Origin of the sequence: Nonomuraea sp. B1E8 (genome assembly GCF_039871515.1) — a bacterium.
Lineage (GTDB): Bacteria > Actinomycetota > Actinomycetes > Streptosporangiales > Streptosporangiaceae > Nonomuraea.
Genome location: NZ_JBDPLS010000008.1, coordinates 151,647 through 169,638, shown reverse-complemented (window position 1 = coordinate 169,638; position 17,992 = coordinate 151,647). Strand labels below are relative to the sequence as shown.

Below are 17,992 nucleotides of genomic sequence, written 5' to 3'. Positions count from 1 at the left end.
GGAATGTCGCTGATTTGCGGCTCAATTATTCGACGGTAACGCTCTTGGCGAGATTGCGCGGCTTGTCCACGTCGCGGCCGAGCGCCACGGCGGCATGGTACGCGAGCAGCTGCAACGGGATCGTGAGCAGGATCGGATCGAGCTCGATCTCGTTCTTCGGGATCACGATGACGTCATCGGCCAGCTTCGGGCCGGGCTCGCGGTGGCCGACCATGAGCACCCGCCCGCCGCGGGCGCGGATCTCGCCGAGCGTGGTGAGGTTCTTGTCGAGCAGCTCGTCGTCGGGGACGATCGCGACCGTCGGCATCTCGGGGCCGATCAGGGCGAGCGGGCCGTGCTTGAGCTCGCTGGCCGGATAGGCCTCCGCGTGGACGTAGGAGATCTCCTTGAGCTTCTGCGCCCCCTCGCGGGCCACCGGGTAGCCGCGCACCCGGCCGACGAACATCATGCCGGCGTGGTCGGCGTACTTCTGCGCCAGCTCGGCGATCTTGTCGCCCTGCGCCAGGATCTCCTCGACGTGGCCGGGCAGCCGGCGCAGGCCCTCCACGATGCGCCGGCCGTCGGCAGGCGACAGGTCGCGTACCCGGCCCAGGTGCAGCGCGAGCAGCGCGAACGCCACCGTGGTCGAGGTGAACGCCTTGGTCGAGGCCACCGAGACCTCGGGGCCCGCGTGCAGGTAGATGCCGCCGTCGACCTCGCGCGCGATGGCGCTGCCGACGGCGTTGACGATGCCGATGACCCGGCCGCCCTTGCGCTTGAGCTCCTGCACCGCGGCGAGCGTGTCGTAGGTCTCCCCCGACTGGCTGATCGCGACGTAGAGGGTGTCGGGGTCGACGACGGGGTTGCGGTAGCGGAACTCGCTGGCCGGCTCGGCGTCGGAGGGGATGCGCGCCAGCTCCTCGATGAGCTGCGCCCCCATCTGTCCTGAATAGTACGCGGAGCCGCAACCGATGATCTTCACCCGGCGGAAGCTCCGCGTCTCGCGGGCGTCCATGTTGAGCCCGCCGAGGTGGGCGACGTTGAAGCGCTCGTCGAGGCGGCCGCTCATCGTCCGGGTGATCGTCTCGGGCTGCTCGGAGATCTCTTTGAGCAGGTAGTGCTCGTAGCCGCCGGTGTCGTAGTGGCCGGCGTCCCAGTCGACGGTCAGCGGCTCCTTGGCCGTCTCGCGGGCGTCGCTGGCGAAGGTGTGGAACCCGTCGGCCTTCAGCACGGCCAGCTCGCCGTCCTCCAGGTGCACGACCTGGCGCGTGTAGCGGACCAGGGCGGCCACGTCGGACGCGGCGAACATCTCCTTCTCGCCGATGCCGAGCACGATCGGGCTGCCGTTGCGGGCCACGACCACCTCGCCGGGGCGCTCGGCGTCGATGACGGCGATGCCGTACGTGCCGACGACGCTCTTGAGCGTCTTCCTGACGGCCTCCTCCAGCGAGTCGTTCTCGTCGGCGGCGTGGGCGATCAGGTGCGCGAGCACCTCGGTGTCGGTCTCGGAGGCGAACACCACGCCGTCGGCCTCCAGCTTGGCCCGCAGCTCTCCGGCGTTCTCGATGATGCCGTTGTGCACGACCGCGATGCGCTGGTCGGCGGACAGGTGCGGATGGGCGTTGACGTCGCTGGGGACGCCGTGCGTGGCCCAGCGGGTGTGCCCGATGCCCAGGCCGCCCTTGAACCGGACCGGCACGACCTTGGCCAGGTCGGCCACCCGCCCCTTGACCTTTCGGACCTTCAGCCCCTTGCTGGACACGACGACCCCGGCCGAGTCGTAGCCCCGGTATTCGAGTCGCTGCAGGCCCTCCAGCAGGATGGGGGCTGCGTCTTTGGGGCCGACGTAGGCCACGATTCCGCACATCGAGGTCTCCTGTTCATCCGTAGACGATCCTGCGGAGCTGTCTCAGCGACAGTTCCGGCGCGGCCACCCGGCGGCCGCGTAATTCGGCGGCGATCCTCGGGAAGATCTCGTCGTTCGTGTGGCCGCGCGCCTTCAGCTCGCCATGACGGCGCCGGACGTACTCCTCGGTCGTTTCCGAGAAGTACGCCAGCACGTCGGCGACCACGCGCGCCGCCTCGCCGGGGCCGAGCGGGCTCGTCCTCGTGAGGTGAGCGATGAGATCTTCATACGGAGGCCGTGCCGGTGGCACAGACGAGGACCTTACGGCTCTGGAGCGAGACACGCCATCATCCTGCCCGAAATCGGGCAGGACCTAACTCCAACGCTCCGCCATGGCACCCTCAGGCCCTGACACAGCGGCGGTTCCCGCGCGACCGAGGGGATGCCGCGTCCGGCGCCCTCCAGTCAAATCCCATGCGTATCATCCGCCCCGTCTGACACATCCCTTTCTGAGATCAGTTACGGTGAGTAGTCGCGTCGTGACATCCATGGGGGAGATGTTCATGCAGCTCTGGCTCGCCGCCGTCCTGGCCACCACCGCGCTGACCGTGCCCGTCCTGCCTCCGGCCGTGCCCGCCGGCCTGGGGTCCGCCGGCGCCGTCGCGTCTCCGGGGAGGCAGGCCGACTTCGCCGCGGCCGCCCGCGAGCACGGGGTGCCGGAGAGTGTGCTGCTCGGCGTGGCGTACCTGGAGTCCCGCTGGGACGCCAACGGCGGGCGGCCGAGCACGGCGGGCGGCTACGGGCCGATGCACCTGGTCGACACGTTCCCCGCCGAGGCGCTCGGCGGCCCGGTCGGGGACGCGCTCGGCGACGCCCGTGGCGACGAGGCCCGCCCCATGCCTACCGCGCGCGCCGAGCCGCCCTCCTCCTCCGCGCTGCGGACCGCACAGGAGGCGCAGCCGGCGACGCTCCCCCAGGCCGGCGGCCTCATCGGCGTCGCGCCCTCCCGGCTCAGGACCGACCCGGCCGCGAACATCAGGGCCGGCGCCGCCCTCCTCGCGTCCTACCAGGACCACCCCGGTTCCGACCCCGCCGACTGGTACGAAGCGGTCGCCCGCTACTCGGGCTCGGAGGACCCCGCCGCCGCCCGCCGCTTCGCCGACGAGGTGTTCTCGGTGATGCGGGAGGGCACCGAACGCCGTACCGACGACGGGCACCTGGTGCGGCTGGACCCCGTACCCGACCTGCCGCCCTTCATCGGCGACCACGAAAGCGACCTCGACGCCTACCCCCCGCCCTTCACGGACGGGCAGCAGATCGGCGCGGACACCGGCGACGACGCCGATGTCGGCCCCGACTTCGGCACCGACGCCGGCACCGGGGCGCCCGTCAACGCCGACGAGGGCCACGGCAGCGCCAAGGCGGAGTCGGGGGCGCGCCACGCGGAGTGCCCCGCCTCGCTCGCCTGCGAGTGGATGCCCGCCGCGCACCGGCGTTTCGGCAAGAAGAAGCACCGCGACTACGGCAACCACGACCGCCTGAGCCGCACCCGATCCGTCGACTACATCGTCATCCACGACACCGAGGGCGCCTACCGGGGCATCCCCTCCCTGGTCCGCAACCCGAAGTACGTGAGCTGGCACTACACGATCCGCTCCCGTGACGGACATGTCGCCCAGCACGTCGCGACCAACGACATCGCCTGGCACGCGGGCAACTGGGACGTCAACACCCGCTCGATCGGCATCGAGCACGAGGGATACCTGGCCAAGGGGGGCACCTGGTACACCGAGGCGATGTACCGGGCCTCGGCCAGGCTGGTGAAGTTCCTCGCCGCCAAGCACCGCATCCCGCTCGACCGCGCCCACATCCTGGGCCACGACAACGTCCCGGGCACCACACCGGCGACGATCGCCGGCATGCACGAGGACCCGGGCCCGTACTGGGACTGGGCACACTATTTCGACCTCATGAAGCGGCCGTTCCAGGCGGCCGAGAACGGCGAGTCCATCATCATCCGCCCGACGTACACCACTCACCGTCCCCGCTTCACCGGCTGCGACGCCGCGAAGCCCGCCAGGGCGTGCCCGCCGCACGGCGCCTCGGCCGTCTGGTTGCACACGGCGCCCAAGGCGTCGGCGCCCCTGGTCAAGGACGTCGGCAAGCACGGGAACAAGGCCTCCACCCGCAGCGTGTACGACCACGGCGCCCGCGCCTCCACCGGCCAGCGCTACGCCGTCGCGGAGCGCCGGGGCGACTGGACGGCCATCTGGTACCTGGGGCAGAAGGCGTGGTTCCACAACCCGGCCTCGGCTCCGACCGCCATTCCCGCCAAGGGCCTCCTGGTCACGCCCCGGAAGGACAACGTGAAGGTGTACGGCCGGGCGTATCCCGAGAAATCCGCCTACAAGCTCGCCGCCCACCAGCCCTTGCGGCCGCTCCCGTACACGATCGGCACCGGCCAGACGTACACGCTGGGCGACACGGTCACCGGCTCCTACTACGCCGCCAACGCCTTCAAGCCGTCGAGGCACGTCACCACCACCGGCCGGCTCCGCTATCACCAGATCCAGCTCGGGCACCGGGTGATGTTCGTGAAGGCCGAGGACATGCGCGTGCTCCACTGAAAATGGCCTGACCCGCCTCGCGCTGCGCACGGGCACTCCTGGAAGACGATATGGTTTTCCTGTGACCAGGGCGCACGTCGCCTGAGGGTCCATGCGGAAGTGGCTCAGTGGTAGAGCATCACCTTGCCAAGGTGAGGGTCGCGGGTTCGAATCCCGTCTTCCGCTCGGAGCAAGACTCCTGGTGGAGTGGCCGAGAGGCGAGGCAGCGGCCTGCAAAGCCGTCTACACGGGTTCAAATCCCGTCTCCACCTCGATGACCGGCGGACCTCTCGGGATCCGCTAAAGTAAAGTGCGGCGCACGCGGAAGTGGCTCAGTGGTAGAGCATCACCTTGCCAAGGTGAGGGTCGCGGGTTCGAATCCCGTCTTCCGCTCTGAGTTCACCACTCACAAGGACGATTAGCTCAGCGGGAGAGCGCTTCCCTGACACGGAAGAGGTCACTGGTTCAATCCCAGTATCGTCCACCGGCAGACCAGCGTTCAGAGCCCCAGCTCACGGCACACGCCGGGGGTCTGGGGCTTCTGGTTGTCCCGTGTCGCCGGCACCGGGCTGACGTCCCCGATCTCCACGGACGAACGCACCGCCGTCCTGGCTACCCGTGAGTTCCCGGGTCCACGACCACCGTCTCCACGCCCTTCGCCATGAACGGCTTGAGGGATTCCGGGGTGGCCGACGCGTCGGTGACCAGGGTCCAGGTGTCGGGCATGCGGGCCCAGGCGTGGAACGGGCGGCGGCCCAGCTTGGCGGCGTGGACCAGCAGGTAGATGTGGCGCGAGCGCTGCATCATCAGCTCCTTGAAGCGGGTCTGCTGCAGGCTGGCCTCGCAGATGCCGTCCTCGGCCGTGACGCTGTCGGCGCCCAGGAAGACCCGGTCGAACGTCATCCTGCTCAGCGCCGCCTCCGCCAGCGGCCCGACGAAGCCCTGGCTCACGTGACGCAGGGTGCCGCCCAGGCACTCGACGTGCACGCCGGTCGCGCCCACCAGCTCCTGCAGGGCGTTCAGGCCCGTGGTGGCCACCGTCAGGTCGGCGGCGTGCCGCAGCTCGTGGGCCAGCGCGCCCGTCGTCGAGCCCGAGTCGAGCAGGATCGTCTCCCCCGGGCGGATCTGCGCGGCGGCCCAGGCGGCGATGGCCCGCTTGGCCTCGAACGCCTCCCCGATGCGCTGCCGCAGCGACGCCTCCGGGTGGGTGACGACCGCCATCGCCCCGCCGTACGTGCGTGCCAGCAGCCCCGCCGCCTTCAGGTGGGCCAGGTCGCGGCGGATGGTGGAGGCCGTCACCCCCAACTGGCTCGACAGCTCCTCGACGCTGGCCAGCCCGGTGGTGGTGGCCAGGCGGACGATCTCGTCGCGGCGAGCCTGCGCTGCGCGGCCCATCGATGGTCCCCTCTCGTCACACGCCCCGCGCGGACGACAGCTCTGCCGCCTGGCGGAGGGCCTCGATCATGCTACCGGCGTCGGCGACGCCCTTCCCCGCGATGTCGAAGGCGGTGCCATGGTCCACCGACGTCCTGATCACCGGCAACCCCACCGTGATGTTCACCCCGGCCTCCAGGCCGAGGATCTTCACCGGGCCGTGCCCCTGGTCGTGGTACATGGCCACGACCAGGTCGTAGTCGCCACGGCCCGCCAGGAAGAACGCGGTGTCGGCGGGGAGCGGGCCGTGCACGTCCATGCCCTCCGCACGCAGGAGCTCGATCGCCGGGACGATCTTCTCCTCCTCCTCGCCGTACCCGAACAGGCCGTTCTCCCCGGCGTGCGGGTTGATGCCGCACACGCCGATCTTGGGGCGCGCCACGCCCGAGCCGCGCATCGCCGCCTCACCCCGGCGGATGGTCCGCTCGACCAGGCCGGGCTCGATGCGCGCGACCGCGTCGATGAGGCCGATGTGCGTGGTGACGTGGATGACCTTCACCTTGGACGTCGACAACATCATCGACACCTCCGCCGTCCCCGTCAGGTGCGCCAGGAGCTCGGTGTGCCCGGGGAAGAGGTGCCCGGCCGCGTGCAGCGCCTCCTTGTTCAGGGGGGCCGTGCAGATCGCCTGTACGTCACCCGACGTCGCCAGCTCGCCGGCCAGCCGTACGTACGCGTAGGCCGCGTGGCCCGCGACCGGCGACACCTCGCCCCACGGCAGGTCCTCCGGCAGCAGTCCGAGGTCGATGACGTTGATCCGGCCGGGTTCGAAGACGGCCTCGCCCACACGCTCCACCGCGACCACCTCCGGCCGCAGGCCGCGGAATCCGGCGGCCCTGCGCAGGCGTGCCGCGTCACCGATGACGACCGGGCGGCAGAACGCGGAGGTCTCGGGGGCGAGGAGCGCGCCGACGACGACCTCCGGCCCTACGCCGGATCCGTCCCCCATGGTGAGGGCGATGAGAGGAGTGCTGCTCATGTCGGCCTTTCGTCGATGGTTGTGGTGGGGAAGCGCCCGGGCCTGAGATGGGCGGCGATGCGCAGGAGGCTGTCCCGGCCGCCGAAGCTGCCCGGCCTGGTGACCACGGAACGGCCGTCGGGCGTTCGGCTGTGCACGGCGCCGTGGTGCACCTGGCCCACGGGGATCAGCTCGCGCACGTCCAGCGCGTCGAGGACCCTCCTCGCGGTCTCCCCGCCGGTCAGGACCAGGTCGGCACGGGTGGCTCCGAGCGCCTCACGTACTGTCCGGCCGAGGATGGCGGTGAGGGCGGGCGGCGCCGATCCTCGTACGGTCAGCACGGCGACCCCGCCGGCCAGCGCCCGCCGCACCCGCCCCACGACCGGCTCCCCCGCCGTACGGGGACCCGCCGTGCCGGGATCCGCCGTGTCGAGGTCCGCCGTGTCGAGGTCTGCCGCGTCGAGGGTCACGGGCTCGGCACCGTGCGCGACGAGCAGCCTGGCCTGCTCCGCCGCCGCCGGCTCGGCCGTGCCCACCACGACGAGCAGCGCGGCCGGCCCGCCGTCCTGAGGAGACGTCGGCCCGGTGACCGGCACGCCCGCGGACAATCCACCGTCCGGAGGAGACGGCGACCCGGACGGCGCGGGGGCGGTGTTCAGGGCGCGGCCGAGGGCGGCGGCCAGGCCACCGGCGCCGATGAGGCGGGTCGCCGGGTCGCCGGCGAGCGCGGCCGCGACGATCGTGTCCAGGTCGGCGTCCGTCTCCGCGTCGCACACGGCCACCCGCCCGCTCGCGGCCACCTCGGCCAGCGCCTCCATGAGGGCGGCCCGGCCGGCACGAACGGTGTCCAGCCCGACACCCGCCGACGGCACCCCGCCCAGGGCCTCGGCCACGGTGGCGGGAACAACGCCGGCAGCGGACCCGGTGGTGGGCCGGGTGCGTGTTTCGCGCAGGGGTACCCCGTGGATGAGCGGTACGCCGTTCACGACCGTGCGTCCGGCCCGCGGCAGCGCGCAGGCGAGCACGGCGGGCACGGGCGCCGAGCGCGCGGGGGTGGTCAGGCAGGCGTGGACGGTGGCGGCGATGTCGCCGCGCAACAGCGAGTCGATCTTGATGAGGACGTGACGGTCCCCCGCCCAGGCGAGCGCTTCCCGTACCAGAGCCGCGGCCCCAGGACGGTGCCGGGTGTCGAGGTCGGCGACGAGGACGGGCGGCATGGCGACGTACGGCGGCCCCGACAGCGTGATGCGTGCGGGGCGCTCGGGCGACATGAGCACGGCCGCCGTCTCCGCCGCCCCTGACAGGTCGTCGGCCAGGGCGAACACCGGAAGGTGGCCCACACACCCACCTCCGAACGTCATGGAGCTGCGCGAATCACGCGGCGAGTATTGCACGAAACACGCACACTATGCCACAGTTGCCCGCAAGGAACGCGAACCCTCAGCACGGCGTCACAGGGCTGGACGGCTCAGCCAGGAGAGCACGCCCACCCCCTCCGCGACCGCGGTCCGCCATGGCGGGCCGCCCGGCGCGACGGCCGGCCGACTACGACAAGGGAAGAGGCATGATCCCCGAACCGGTGCTCGGCACCATGACGTTCGGCGACACCGTGGACGCCGGGACGGCAGGGCGGATGCTGGACCTCGCGCTCGACGCCGGGGTGAGCGGCGTGGACACGGCCAACGGCTACGCGGGCGGCGCCGCCGAGGAGATCCTCGGCGCGTTGTTGCGCGGCCGCCGCGACCGGGTGGTGCTGGCGACCAAGGCCGGCATCCCGCACCCGGACGCCGGCGAGCACGCGCCGCTCTCCCCCGCCGGGTTGCGCGCCTCGCTGGAGGGCAGCCTGCGACGGTTGCGGACCGACCACGTCGACCTGTTCTACCTCCACCAGCCGGACCGGGCGACACCGCTGGAGGACACCCTCGGCACGGTCGCCGAGCTGGTCGCCGAGGGCAAGATCGGCGAGCTGGGCGTGTCCAACTACGCCGCCTGGCAGATCGCCGGGATCACCCCACGGCCCGTGGTCGCCCAGCAGCTCTACAACCTGCTGGGCAGGAGGATCGAGGACGAGTACGCGGAGTTCGCGCTCACGGCCGGCCTGCGCACGATGGTCTACAACCCGCTCGGCGGCGGCCTGCTGACCGGCCGGCACCGCTTCGACCAGGCGCCGGAGGGGGGCCGCTTCGGCGACTCGCGGCTGGCGGCGATGTACCGGCAGCGGTACTGGGACGCCGGGCTGTTCAGGGCCGTCGAGGACCTCGGCACGATCGCCCGCGCGGCCGGGATGCCGCTCGCCGAGTTGTCGCTGCGCTGGCTGACCGGCAGGCCGGTGGTGAGCGCGGTGCTGCTCGGCGCGTCCGGCCCCGGCCAGCTCGGCGCCAACCTGGCCGCGCTGGCGGCCGGGCCGCTGCCCGCCGACGTGGCCGCCGCCTGCGACGCCGTGGGCGACGCGATCCGCGGCCCGATGCCGGCGTACAACCGGTGACCCCGCCGGCCGGCACGCACATCCGCATCAGCGCAGAGGAGATCGCATGACCGCCGCCGAGCTCGCCAGGAAGATCCGCAACCGGGAACGGGCCGTCGGCTACTGGGTGGTGCTGGACGCGCCCATCGCCACCGAGCGCCTGGCCAGGCTGGGGTACGACTACATCGCGCTGGACGGCCAGCACGGGCTGATCGGCAACGCCGGGCTGCTGAGCAACCTCATGGCCATCGACGCCGGCGGCCGCTCGACCGGACTGGTACGGGTGGAGTCGGGCGAGCCCGCGGCCATCGGCAGGGCGCTCGACTTCGGCGCGGGCGGCGTGATCGTGCCGCTGGTCGACACGGCCGAGGACGCGGCGAGCGCTGTGTCGGCCGCCCGCTACCCGGCCGGGGGCCGCCGATCGTACGGCCCCATGCGCTCCATGTTGCGGATCGGCCCCACTCCTGCGGAGGCGGACGACAGCGTGCTGGTCCTGGCCATGATCGAGACGCCGGAGGGCCTGGCCGACATCGAGGCCATCTGCGCCACCCCGGGTCTGGACGGCGTGTACGTCGGCCCGTCCGACCTGTGCCTGGCCGTCGGCGGCCGGTTCCCTGGCGACCCGGAGGTGGCCGGGGCGTTCGAGGAGGCCCTGGAGAAGGTCAGGACGACCGCCGAGCGGGCCGGGATCGCGGCCGGCATCCACAACCCGGGCGGCGAGCAGGCAGCCCGGCGCCTGGCGGAGGGCTTCACGTTCGCCACCGTCGCCTCCGACCTCGTCCATCTCGAACAGGCCGCGGCAGCTCACCTGAAGGCTGCCAGGTCCGGCCCGGCCTGATCCGCCGTTACGGCCAGGTCTTCGCCTCGGCGTCGAACACGTCCCGGTCGCTCTCCACCGGCAGCACGCACATCAGGTGCCCGCCGGGCGCGCGCAGCGTGCGGCATTCCTGCCACCGCGACACCTCGGTGGCCCCGAGCGCGACCAGGCGCCGGACCTCGGCCTCGACGTCGTCGGACTCGATGTCGACGTGGAAGCGGGGCGGGTCGTCGGCCGACTGGACGGCCACGGCGAAGCCCGGGACGGCTCCGTGCAGCGAGATGAACTGCTCGTACCCTTCGAGCGGCCGGGCGGTGGCGCCGAGCGCCGCCGCCCAGAAGGCGGCCGCCTGGTCGGCCTCGGCGGCTGGTGTGTCGATCAGCAGGGCGTACAGGCGGCTTCGATGCATAGTGATCACCCTATAGGGCATCCGAACAGCGATATATCGCCTTATGCGAGCTTTCGGTGGCGCTGTGTGCATAGACCGTTGCGGTCCGGGTAGCGCCGTTGCATCAGCTCCTCGGAGGAGGAAACCGTGGACATCAACATAGGCCAAGGACTTTCGGACGTATTCCGGCAGATTGCAACGTTCGTCCCGAAGCTGGTCGCGTTCATCGTGATTCTCATCATCGGGTGGATCGTGGCGAAGTTGCTGGAGAAGATCGTCAACAAGGTGCTCGAACGGGTCGGCTTCGAGCGGGTCGTTGACCGCAGCGGCGTGCACCGCTGGCTGGAGCGGAGCGACTTCACCGCCAGCAGCCTGCTCGCCAGAATCGTCTACTACGCGATCCTGCTGGTCACCCTGCAGATAGCCTTCAACGTCTTCGGGCCCAACCCGATCTCGGCGCTGCTGGCCTCCGTGGTGGGCTGGCTGCCCAAGGCCATCGTGGCGATCGTGATCATCGTGGTGGCCGGCGCCATCGCGAAGGCCGTCAGGGACATCCTCTCCGGCGCGCTCGGCGGGTTGTCCTACGGCCGGTTCCTGGCGACTCTGGCCGCGGTGTTCATCTGGGCGCTGGGCATCATCGCCGCGCTCAACCAGATCGGCGTGGCCACCACCGTCACCACTCCTGTGCTGATCACGGTGCTCGCCACCATCGGCGCGATCGCGGCCATCGGCATCGGGGGCGGGCTCATCCGGCCGATGCAGCAGCGCTGGGAGCGCTGGCTGGGCCGTATCGAGGCCGAGGCGCCGCAGGCCAGGGCGCACGCGGAGGCGTACCAGCGGGGTCGTGAGGACGCCCGGTCGATGAGCGAGGAGACGAGGCAGGTGCGGACGATGCCGGGCGGGCCCACCACCCGCTCGGACATGCCCCCGGAGTGACCGTGACGGTCCTCTTCCTGCCCCGCCCGCAGGCCGGATTCGACCGGCCCGGCCTGCGAGGGCCCGGGTCGCGCCGCTGAGGGCCGGGCGGCGCGATCGGCCGGGCGGCGCGATCGGCCGGGTGGGGCGGTCAGGCCGGGTGGCCGTCCTCAAGCAGGCCGAGTTCGCGCGCCAGCCAGCAGACGGCCGTCAGCCGGAGCGCCGGCGCGTCCGGCTCGCCGCTGAAGACCCATCCCCGGTGCCGCAGCTCGTCCAGGAAGCCGAGCAGGTAGTCGCCCAGCGTCTCCCGGTCGAGCGGGATCGCGTCACGCAGCACCGCGGCGTGCTGGTCGACCGCCGCCGCCATCCCGGGGTCGGCGCTCATCCTGGCGAGCTGGGCGTCGCCCAGCGTGTTCATCAACCACCGCAAGGGCGAAGCCGCCCATCCCTCCTCGAAAACCACCCGCCAACCTTAAAGCATTTTCCAAGGTCAGGGGCCATCCGGCCCAAGTTCGTCCAGCGTGCGGCGGGCCACCGCGAAGGCGGCGTTGGCCGCCGGAACCCCGCAGTAGACGGCGCTTTGCAGCAGCACCTCCTTGATCTCGTCAGGGGTGAGCCCGTTGCGCAGAGCCGCGCGGACGTGCATGGCCAGCTCCTCCAGGTGCCCTCCGGCGACGAGGGCGGTGAGGGTGACACAGCTGCGGGTGCGCCGGTCGAGCCCCGGCCGGTTCCAGATCTCGTCCCAGGCGTAGCGGGTGATGAAGTCCTGGAAGTCACGGGTGAAGCCGGTGGTCGCGGCGGTCGCCCGGTCGACGTGCGCGTCGCCGAGCACCTCGCGCCTGGTGCGCATCCCGGCCTCCCGCCCGCCGTCTCGCAGGTGGCGGGCGATGGCGGTGGTGACGGCGCCGGGACGTTCGACGCCGGCCAGGTGGGCCGCCCGCGGGACGACCGTGAGCGAGGCTCCCGGGATGCCGTCGGCCAGCACGAGCGCGTGGTCGAGGGGCGTGGCCGGGTCCTCGGCCCCGGCGATCACCAGCGTGGGCGCGGTGACCTCGCCGAGCCCGCCCGTCACGTCGAAGGCGGCCAGGGCCTCGCAGCAGGCGGCGTACGACGGGGCGTCCACCTCCGCCAGCCCCTCCAGCACCCACCGGCCGTCGAAGCCGGGCGTGAACCAGCGGTTCTCCAGCGCCGGTGCGAGCGCGGCCACTCCCTCGGCCCGCACCAGCTCCGCCCGTTCCCGCCACGGTCCCGGCTCGCCGAACCGGGCGGACGTGCAGCACAACACCAGGCCGCGCACCCGGCCGGGGACGCGGAGCGCGACGGTGGTGGCGATGGCGCCGCCGAGCGAGATGCCGCCGATCGCGAAGCGCTCGTCCTCGACGAGGCCGAGCACGGCCGCCGCCAGGTCGCCGATCGTGAATCCAGTGGCCGGGGCCGACCCGCCGTGGCCCGGCAGGTCGTACCTGAGCACCCGCCAGGACGCGGTGAGCTCGGCGAGCTGGGGGCGCCAGACCTCTGTCGTGGTGCCGAGCGAGGGCCCGAGCACCAGCAGCGGCGCGCCGGACGGGCCGTCCACGCGGTGGTGGAGTTTCACGGCTGCTCCCGGTAGGTGGCGAGAATGCGGTCGACGAGCTCGGGAGCCGCGCCCACGTACGCGGACGGGTCGAGCAGCTCGTCCGGATCCCGGGTCAGGCCCGCCTCGGCCAGCGCGTCGCCGAGGTCGAGCGGCCCCCGCTCCGGCATGATCGCGGCGAGCCTGTCGCGGCCGAGGTGGGCGGCCAGGCGTTCGGCGACGAGGCGTCCACCGGTCAGGCCGGCGTTGGCGCGCATGCGTTCGGGGAAGATCTGGAGCCCGCCCACCAGCTCGGCGGCGGTCTCGGCCGCGCCTCCGGTCAGGCGGAGCGCCTCGCGCAGCGGCAGCCACTCCGCCTGCCAGGCCCCGGCGGCCCGCTCGTGCTCGCCGACCTGGCCGAGCACCTGCGCGTACGCGGGCACCTGGAGCGCGGCCGACCTGACCAGTACGGACAGCGCGGGGTTACGCTTCTGCGGCATGGCCGAGGAGCCGCCGGACGACGACTCGGCCACCTCCCCGACCTCGGTCTGGGCCATGAGGATGATGTCGGTGGCCGGCTTGCCCAGCGCGCGGGCGGTGCCGGCGAGCGCCGCGCCCAGGTCGGTGACGGCGGAGCGCTCCGCGTGCCACGGCGCCGCGGGCGCGGCCAGCCCGATCTCCTCGGCGAACACCTCGACCAGGGGAAGCGCGGTGGACGGGTCCTGCTCGGCGAAGGCCGCGAGGGTGCCGGCCGCGCCGCCGAGCTGGGCGGGCAGGCGCAGCTCGCGCAGCCGGGCGCGGGCGCGCATGAGGCCCGCCAGCCACTGCGCCGCCTTCAGCCCGAACGTCGTCGGCACCGCGTGCTGCCCCAGCGTGCGCGCGGCCATCACCGTGTCCCTGTGGCGACCGGCCAGCTCGCACAGGGCGTCCATGACGGCGCCCAGGTCGCCGACGACGGCGCGGACCGTGCGGGCGGCCACCAGCATGGCGGCGGTGTCCATGATGTCCTGGCTGGTGGCGCCCCTGTGCACGTGGCCGGCCGCGCCGGGCACGGCCTGCCGCAGGTCGGCCACCAGCGGGACGACGGGGGTGGCCGACTGCCTGGACCGCGCGGCCACGCCGGCCGGGTCGGGCACGAGCGTGGCGGCGGCCCTGTCGATGGCGGCCGCCGCCTCCGCCGGGATGAGCCCCAGGCGGCCCTGGGCACGGGCGAGCGCCGCCTCGGCCTCCAGCATGGCCCGCAGCCACGCCGTGTCCGAGGTGATCGCCTCCGCCTTGGTGCCCGCCCGGACGGGCGCGAGCAGCCCGCCGTCGGCCCCCATCGAGTCAGAAGTCAATGAACACCGTCTCCTCCGCTCCCTGCAGTCTCACATCGAAGCGGTAGGAGTCGCCAGAACCGGCGGCGACGAGCGTGGCCCTGCGCCCGGGTTCGAGGGCGTCGAGCAGCGGGTCGGGCACGTCCTCCAGGTAGACGCGGGTGAGCACGGAGCGCAGCAGGCCGCGGGCGAAGACCTGCAGCGACAGGTACGGCCCCGGCGGCCGGGCCGTGCGGAAGCGGTAGGTGCCGTCCGGCGCGGTGGCGCAGCGGCCGAACCCGGACACCTGCCCGCCCTGCCTGCTCAGCGCGCCGCGGTCGCCGGTGAAGCCGAGCCAGAGTTCGAGCAGAGCGTCGGGCACCGGCTCCCCGGCGCCGTCCAGCACCCGCCCGGTGAGCGTGATCGCGCCGGGATGCCCTTCGGGCACGAGCTCCCAGTCCCGCTCGTACGGCAGCGCGTGGCTGAAGAACGGTCCGACCGTCTGCGAGGGCGTGGTCATGGCGTCTCCGTCGGGGTGCGCCCGAGCACGATGTCGAACGCGTAGCCAAGGGCCCACTCGGGCTCGGTGAGGTCCAGCTCGAACGACGAGACGAGCCGCCGCCTGGCCGCCTCGTCCGGGATCGACTGCATGATCGGGTCGAAGGGCATGAGCGGGTCGCCGGGGAAGTACATCTGGGTGACCAGCCGCTGGGTGAAGGCCTGCCCGAAGACGGAGAAGTGCAGGTGGGCGGGGCGCCAGGCGTTGTCGTGGTTGCGCCACGGGTAGGCGCCCGGCTTGATCGTGACGAACCGGTAGCGGCCGTCCTGGTCGGTGAGGCAGCGGCCGGCGCCGGTGAAGTTCGGGTCGAGGGGGGCGGGGTGCCGGTCGCCGTCGTGGGCGTAGCGGCCGGCGGCGTTGGCCTGCCAGAGCTCGACCAGCGTGCCGCGCAGGGGGCGGCCGTCGTCGTCGAGCACGCGGCCCTCGACGATGATGCGCTCGCCGATGGGCTCGCCCGCGTGCTGCCTGGTGAGGTCGGCGTCGAGCGCGCCGACCTCCTGGTGGCCGAAGACGGGGCTGGTCAGCTCGATCGCGTCGGGGTCGAGCTTGAAGGCGACGGGCGGGCGGGCGGGGGCGCGCGCGACCGTGCTGCGGTAGCCGGGGCTCAGGTAGGGAGGATGGCTCATGTGGCTCCTTCTGTGAGGTCGGCCGCCGTCCTGGCGCGCACCTCGCCTGCGGTGACGCCGGGGGCGGTCTCCACGAGCTTCAACCCGCCGGGGACGACGTCGATGACGGCCAGGTCGGTGATCACGCGGTCGACGCAGGACCGGCCGGTGAGGGGCAGCGTGCAGGCGGGCAGGATCTTGGGGTCGCCGTCGCGCGTCGTGTGCTCCATGACCACGATGACCCGGCGGGCGCCGTGCACGAGGTCCATGGCGCCGCCCATCCCTTTGATCATCTTGCCGGGGACCGCCCAGTTGGCCAGGTCGCCGGCCTGCGACACCTGCATGGCGCCGAGCACCGCCACGTCCACGTGGCCGCCGCGGATCATGCCGAACGACAGCGCCGAGTCGAAGTACGACGCCCCGGGGTCGACGGTGACCGTCTCCTTGCCCGCGTTGATCAGGTCGGCGTCCACCTCGTCAGGCAGCGGGTACGGCCCCACGCCGAGGATGCCGTTCTCCGAGTGGATCATGACGGTGCGTCCGCCGAGGTGGGCGGGGATGAGGGTGGGCAGGCCGATGCCGAGGTTGACGTACGAGCCGTCGGGCAGCTCGTCCGCCGCGCGGGCCGCCATCTGCTGCCGGGTCCAGGCCATCAGGAACGCACCGTCCGCCGCTCGATGGGTTTGTCCGCCGCCTGCCCGGGATCCAGCACCAGCACCTTCTGCACGAAGACGCCGGGCAGGTGCACCTCCTCGGGGTCGAGCTCGCACAGCTCCTCGACCTCGGCGATGGTGACCCGTCCCGCCATGGCGGCCGGCGGGTTGAAGTTGCGTGCGGCCTTGGCGAACACCAGGTTTCCGTGGATGTCGCCGCGTGCGGCCCGTACGAGCGCGAAGTCCGTACGGATGCCGTGCTCCAGGATGTACCGGACGCCGTCGAACTCCCTGACCTCCTTCGGCGGCGACGCCACCGCCACCGACCCGTCGGAGCGGTAGCGCCACGGCAGCCCGCCCTCCTCGACCAGCGTCCCCACGCCCGCCCTCGTGTAGAAGGCGGGGATGCCGCAGCCGCCGGCCCGCAGCCGCTCGGCCAGCGTGCCCTGCGGGATCAGCTCCACCTCCAGCTCGCCGGCCAGGTACTGCCGGGCGAACTCCTTGTTCTCCCCCACGTACGAGCCGGTGACGCGGGAGATCCGCCCGGCCGCGAGCAGCTCGCCCAGGCCGCGCCCGTCGGTGCCGCAGTTGTTCGACACGACGTGCAGGCCGGACGTGCCCTGCCCGAGCAGCGCCTTGATGAGGACGGCGGGCACCCCGGCCAGGCCGAAGCCGCCGACCGCGAGGGACGCCCCGTCCCCGATTCCCGCGACCGCCTCGGCCGCCGTACCAACGATCTTCATGGCATTCCCACGTAGTTCTCCGCCAGGGTCGTCGCCGCGGCCTCGGACGAGGTCACGTAGTCCAGGTAGGACAGCTGCAGCCGGCGCGCGTACGCGTCGTCGTCCTCGAACGTGTGCAACAGGGTGGTCATCCACCACGAGAAGTGCTGCGCCCGCCACACCCGTTGCAGGCACTCCCGCGAGTAGCCGTCGAGCAGCCCGGCCGAGCCGTGCTCGAAGTAGGCGGCCAGGGCGCGGGTGAGGACGCGGACGTCGGCCACGGCCAGGTTGAGGCCCTTCGCGCCGGTGGGCGGCACGATGTGGGCGGCGTCGCCGGCCAGGTAGAGGCGGCCGTACTGCATGGGCTCGGCGACGAACGCCCGCATGGGCGTGACGCCCTTCTCCATGATTTCGCCGGTGGCCAGCGTGAAGCCGGGCACGCTCTCCAGCCGGGCCTTCAGCTCGGCCCAGATCCGCTCGTCCGGCCACTCCTCCACCCGCGCGCCGGCGGGGACCTGCAGGTAGAAGCGGCTGACCTCGGGCGTGCGCATGCTGTGCAGGGCGAAGCCGCGCTCGGTCCTGGTGTAGATCAGCTCCTCGGACGACGGCGCCACCCTGGCCAGGATGCCCAGCCAGGCGAAGGGATATTCGCGCTCGTGAACGCTCAGAACGCCCTCCGGGATGGACGGCCTCGACACGCCGTGGAAGCCGTCGCAGCCGGCGATCACGTCGCAGTCGAGCCGCTCGCCGCCGAACGTCACGTACGGCCGCTCCGTCTCCAGGCCGTGCAGGGCCACGTCGTCGATCTCGAACCGCAGGTCGCCGCCCGCCGCGAGCCGGGCCGCGATGAGGTCCTTGACCACCTCCTGCTGCCCGTACACGGTGATGTGCCGGCCGGGCACCAGCTTCTCGAACGGGACGCGGTGGCCCGCGCCGCCGTACCTGAGCTCGATCCCGTGGTGCGGCAGCCCTTCGCGCAGCAGCCGCTCGCCGACGCCGGCCTCGACCAGCGTGTCCACCGTGCCCTGCTCCAGCACCCCTGCCCGGACCCGCCGCTCGACGTAGGCGCGGCTGCGCTTCTCCAGCACCACGGAGGAGATGCCGCGCAGGTGGAGCAAATGGGACAGGAGCAGACCGGCGGGCCCGGCCCCGATGATCCCGACCTGAGTTCGCATATACGGAGCATCCTGCCTCCAAGC

At 72.5% G+C, this 17,992-nt stretch carries 18 protein-coding genes and 4 tRNA genes; 8 read left to right on the top strand and 14 right to left on the bottom strand.

The window, feature by feature from the left end; translation table 11 throughout:
- Positions 1-25 precede the first annotated feature (25 nt).
- Both glmS and ABGA98_RS26110 read right to left on the bottom strand, forming a co-directional pair.
- Positions 26-1,846, bottom strand: a complete 1,821-nt coding sequence (glmS, locus tag ABGA98_RS26115; protein WP_347621040.1) for a glutamine--fructose-6-phosphate transaminase (isomerizing) — start codon at positions 1,844-1,846, stop codon at positions 26-28.
- Between the two features lie 13 nt (positions 1,847-1,859).
- Positions 1,860-2,135 (bottom strand): hypothetical protein, encoded by a 276-nt coding sequence (locus tag ABGA98_RS26110; protein WP_132597376.1) that lies wholly within the window; start codon positions 2,133-2,135, stop codon positions 1,860-1,862.
- Positions 2,136-2,388: 253 nt separating this feature from the next.
- Between ABGA98_RS26110 and ABGA98_RS26105 the strand changes: the two genes are divergently transcribed.
- From ABGA98_RS26105 to ABGA98_RS26085, 5 genes are all read left to right on the top strand, one after another.
- Positions 2,389-4,452, top strand: coding sequence for an N-acetylmuramoyl-L-alanine amidase (locus tag ABGA98_RS26105; protein WP_347621039.1), 2,064 nt, complete (start codon positions 2,389-2,391; stop codon positions 4,450-4,452).
- A 93-nt stretch (positions 4,453-4,545) separates the two neighbouring features.
- Positions 4,546-4,617: transfer RNA gene (locus tag ABGA98_RS26100), tRNA-Gly, on the top strand.
- 15 nt (positions 4,618-4,632) lie between these two features.
- Positions 4,633-4,703 (top strand) — tRNA-Cys (locus tag ABGA98_RS26095).
- A gap of 49 nt (positions 4,704-4,752) precedes the next feature.
- Positions 4,753-4,824: transfer RNA gene (locus ABGA98_RS26090), tRNA-Gly, on the top strand.
- A 19-nt stretch (positions 4,825-4,843) separates the two neighbouring features.
- A tRNA-Val gene (locus ABGA98_RS26085) sits at positions 4,844-4,915 on the top strand.
- A gap of 128 nt (positions 4,916-5,043) precedes the next feature.
- On the opposite strand, the gene ABGA98_RS26080 is transcribed toward ABGA98_RS26085, so the two are convergent.
- Genes ABGA98_RS26080 through ABGA98_RS26070 form a run of 3 tightly spaced genes read right to left on the bottom strand, consistent with a single transcriptional unit; the run spans position 5,044 to position 8,163 of the window.
- On the bottom strand, positions 5,044-5,826 hold the full coding sequence (locus ABGA98_RS26080; RefSeq protein WP_347621038.1) for a DeoR/GlpR family DNA-binding transcription regulator: 783 nt from the start codon (positions 5,824-5,826) through the stop codon (positions 5,044-5,046).
- 16 nt (positions 5,827-5,842) lie between these two features.
- Positions 5,843-6,844 carry a 4-hydroxythreonine-4-phosphate dehydrogenase PdxA gene (gene pdxA, locus ABGA98_RS26075; protein ID WP_347621037.1) on the bottom strand — a complete coding sequence of 334 codons (1,002 nt, stop codon included), beginning with the start codon at positions 6,842-6,844 and terminating at the stop codon, positions 5,843-5,845.
- A complete protein-coding gene (locus ABGA98_RS26070) occupies positions 6,841-8,163 on the bottom strand; it encodes a four-carbon acid sugar kinase family protein (protein ID WP_347621036.1) in 1,323 nt (440 codons plus the stop codon). The genes pdxA and ABGA98_RS26070 overlap by 4 nt, the downstream gene beginning before the upstream one ends.
- Positions 8,164-8,387: 224 nt before the next feature.
- Between ABGA98_RS26070 and ABGA98_RS26065 the strand changes: the two genes are divergently transcribed.
- Both ABGA98_RS26065 and ABGA98_RS26060 read left to right on the top strand, forming a co-directional pair.
- Positions 8,388-9,308 (top strand): aldo/keto reductase, encoded by a 921-nt coding sequence (locus tag ABGA98_RS26065; RefSeq protein WP_347621035.1) that lies wholly within the window; start codon positions 8,388-8,390, stop codon positions 9,306-9,308.
- A gap of 46 nt (positions 9,309-9,354) precedes the next feature.
- The gene (locus ABGA98_RS26060; protein ID WP_347621034.1) at positions 9,355-10,125 is read left to right on the top strand and encodes an aldolase/citrate lyase family protein; all 771 of its coding nucleotides are present in this window, start codon (positions 9,355-9,357) and stop codon (positions 10,123-10,125) included.
- Between the two features lie 7 nt (positions 10,126-10,132).
- On the opposite strand, the gene ABGA98_RS26055 is transcribed toward ABGA98_RS26060, so the two are convergent.
- Positions 10,133-10,513, bottom strand: coding sequence for a VOC family protein (locus ABGA98_RS26055; RefSeq protein WP_347621033.1), 381 nt, complete (start codon positions 10,511-10,513; stop codon positions 10,133-10,135).
- 132 nt (positions 10,514-10,645) lie between these two features.
- On the opposite strand from ABGA98_RS26055, the gene ABGA98_RS26050 reads away from it, so the two are divergent.
- The gene (locus tag ABGA98_RS26050) at positions 10,646-11,428 is read left to right on the top strand and encodes a hypothetical protein (RefSeq protein WP_347621296.1); all 783 of its coding nucleotides are present in this window, start codon (positions 10,646-10,648) and stop codon (positions 11,426-11,428) included.
- 130 nt (positions 11,429-11,558) lie between these two features.
- Here the strand turns inward: ABGA98_RS26050 and ABGA98_RS26045 are convergent, their stop codons facing one another.
- Genes ABGA98_RS26045 through ABGA98_RS26010 form a run of 8 tightly spaced genes read right to left on the bottom strand, consistent with a single transcriptional unit; the run spans position 11,559 to position 17,968 of the window.
- Positions 11,559-11,870, bottom strand: coding sequence for a DUF6401 family natural product biosynthesis protein (locus ABGA98_RS26045; protein WP_347621032.1), 312 nt, complete (start codon positions 11,868-11,870; stop codon positions 11,559-11,561).
- 27 nt (positions 11,871-11,897) lie between these two features.
- Entirely contained in the window at positions 11,898-13,001 is a 1,104-nt protein-coding gene (pcaC, locus tag ABGA98_RS26040; RefSeq protein WP_347621031.1) for a 4-carboxymuconolactone decarboxylase, read from the bottom strand.
- On the bottom strand, positions 12,998-14,296 hold the full coding sequence (locus ABGA98_RS26035; protein ID WP_347621030.1) for a lyase family protein: 1,299 nt from the start codon (positions 14,294-14,296) through the stop codon (positions 12,998-13,000). The genes pcaC and ABGA98_RS26035 overlap by 4 nt, the downstream gene beginning before the upstream one ends.
- The gene (locus ABGA98_RS26030) at positions 14,286-14,774 is read right to left on the bottom strand and encodes a protocatechuate 3,4-dioxygenase subunit alpha (RefSeq protein ID WP_347621029.1); all 489 of its coding nucleotides are present in this window, start codon (positions 14,772-14,774) and stop codon (positions 14,286-14,288) included. The genes ABGA98_RS26035 and ABGA98_RS26030 overlap by 11 nt, the downstream gene beginning before the upstream one ends.
- Positions 14,771-15,439: a protocatechuate 3,4-dioxygenase subunit beta gene (gene pcaH, locus ABGA98_RS26025; protein ID WP_347621028.1), complete on the bottom strand. Its 669-nt coding sequence runs from the start codon at positions 15,437-15,439 to the stop codon at positions 14,771-14,773. Before pcaH ends, ABGA98_RS26030 begins: the two co-directional genes overlap by 4 nt.
- Positions 15,436-16,071, bottom strand: a complete 636-nt coding sequence (locus tag ABGA98_RS26020) for a CoA transferase subunit B (protein ID WP_347621027.1) — start codon at positions 16,069-16,071, stop codon at positions 15,436-15,438. Before ABGA98_RS26020 ends, pcaH begins: the two co-directional genes overlap by 4 nt.
- Positions 16,071-16,814, bottom strand: a complete 744-nt coding sequence (locus ABGA98_RS26015; RefSeq protein WP_347621026.1) for a CoA transferase subunit A — start codon at positions 16,812-16,814, stop codon at positions 16,071-16,073. The genes ABGA98_RS26020 and ABGA98_RS26015 overlap by 1 nt, the downstream gene beginning before the upstream one ends.
- On the bottom strand, positions 16,811-17,968 hold the full coding sequence (locus tag ABGA98_RS26010) for a 4-hydroxybenzoate 3-monooxygenase (protein ID WP_347621025.1): 1,158 nt from the start codon (positions 17,966-17,968) through the stop codon (positions 16,811-16,813). Before ABGA98_RS26010 ends, ABGA98_RS26015 begins: the two co-directional genes overlap by 4 nt.
- Between the last annotated feature and the right edge of the window lie 24 nt (positions 17,969-17,992).

Excerpts from the sequence above, each read along its gene's own strand:
- ABGA98_RS26080 (WP_347621038.1), bottom strand. The coding sequence starts at position 5,826 with ATGGGCCGCGCAGCGCAGGCTCGCCGCGACGAGATCGTCCGCCTGGCC.
- ABGA98_RS26030 (WP_347621029.1), bottom strand. The coding sequence starts at position 14,774 with ATGACCACGCCCTCGCAGACGGTCGGACCGTTCTTCAGCCACGCGCTG.
- ABGA98_RS26010 (WP_347621025.1), bottom strand. The coding sequence starts at position 17,968 with ATGCGAACTCAGGTCGGGATCATCGGGGCCGGGCCCGCCGGTCTGCTC.
- ABGA98_RS26020 (WP_347621027.1), bottom strand. The coding sequence starts at position 16,071 with ATGGCCTGGACCCGGCAGCAGATGGCGGCCCGCGCGGCGGACGAGCTG.
- ABGA98_RS26055 (WP_347621033.1), bottom strand. The coding sequence starts at position 10,513 with ATGCATCGAAGCCGCCTGTACGCCCTGCTGATCGACACACCAGCCGCC.
- ABGA98_RS26015 (WP_347621026.1), bottom strand. The coding sequence starts at position 16,814 with ATGAAGATCGTTGGTACGGCGGCCGAGGCGGTCGCGGGAATCGGGGAC.
- ABGA98_RS26105 (WP_347621039.1), top strand. The coding sequence starts at position 2,389 with ATGCAGCTCTGGCTCGCCGCCGTCCTGGCCACCACCGCGCTGACCGTG.
- pcaH (WP_347621028.1), bottom strand. The coding sequence starts at position 15,439 with ATGAGCCATCCTCCCTACCTGAGCCCCGGCTACCGCAGCACGGTCGCG.
- ABGA98_RS26065 (WP_347621035.1), top strand. The coding sequence starts at position 8,388 with ATGATCCCCGAACCGGTGCTCGGCACCATGACGTTCGGCGACACCGTG.
- pdxA (WP_347621037.1), bottom strand. The coding sequence starts at position 6,844 with ATGAGCAGCACTCCTCTCATCGCCCTCACCATGGGGGACGGATCCGGC.
- glmS (WP_347621040.1), bottom strand. The coding sequence starts at position 1,846 with ATGTGCGGAATCGTGGCCTACGTCGGCCCCAAAGACGCAGCCCCCATC.
- ABGA98_RS26060 (WP_347621034.1), top strand. The coding sequence starts at position 9,355 with ATGACCGCCGCCGAGCTCGCCAGGAAGATCCGCAACCGGGAACGGGCC.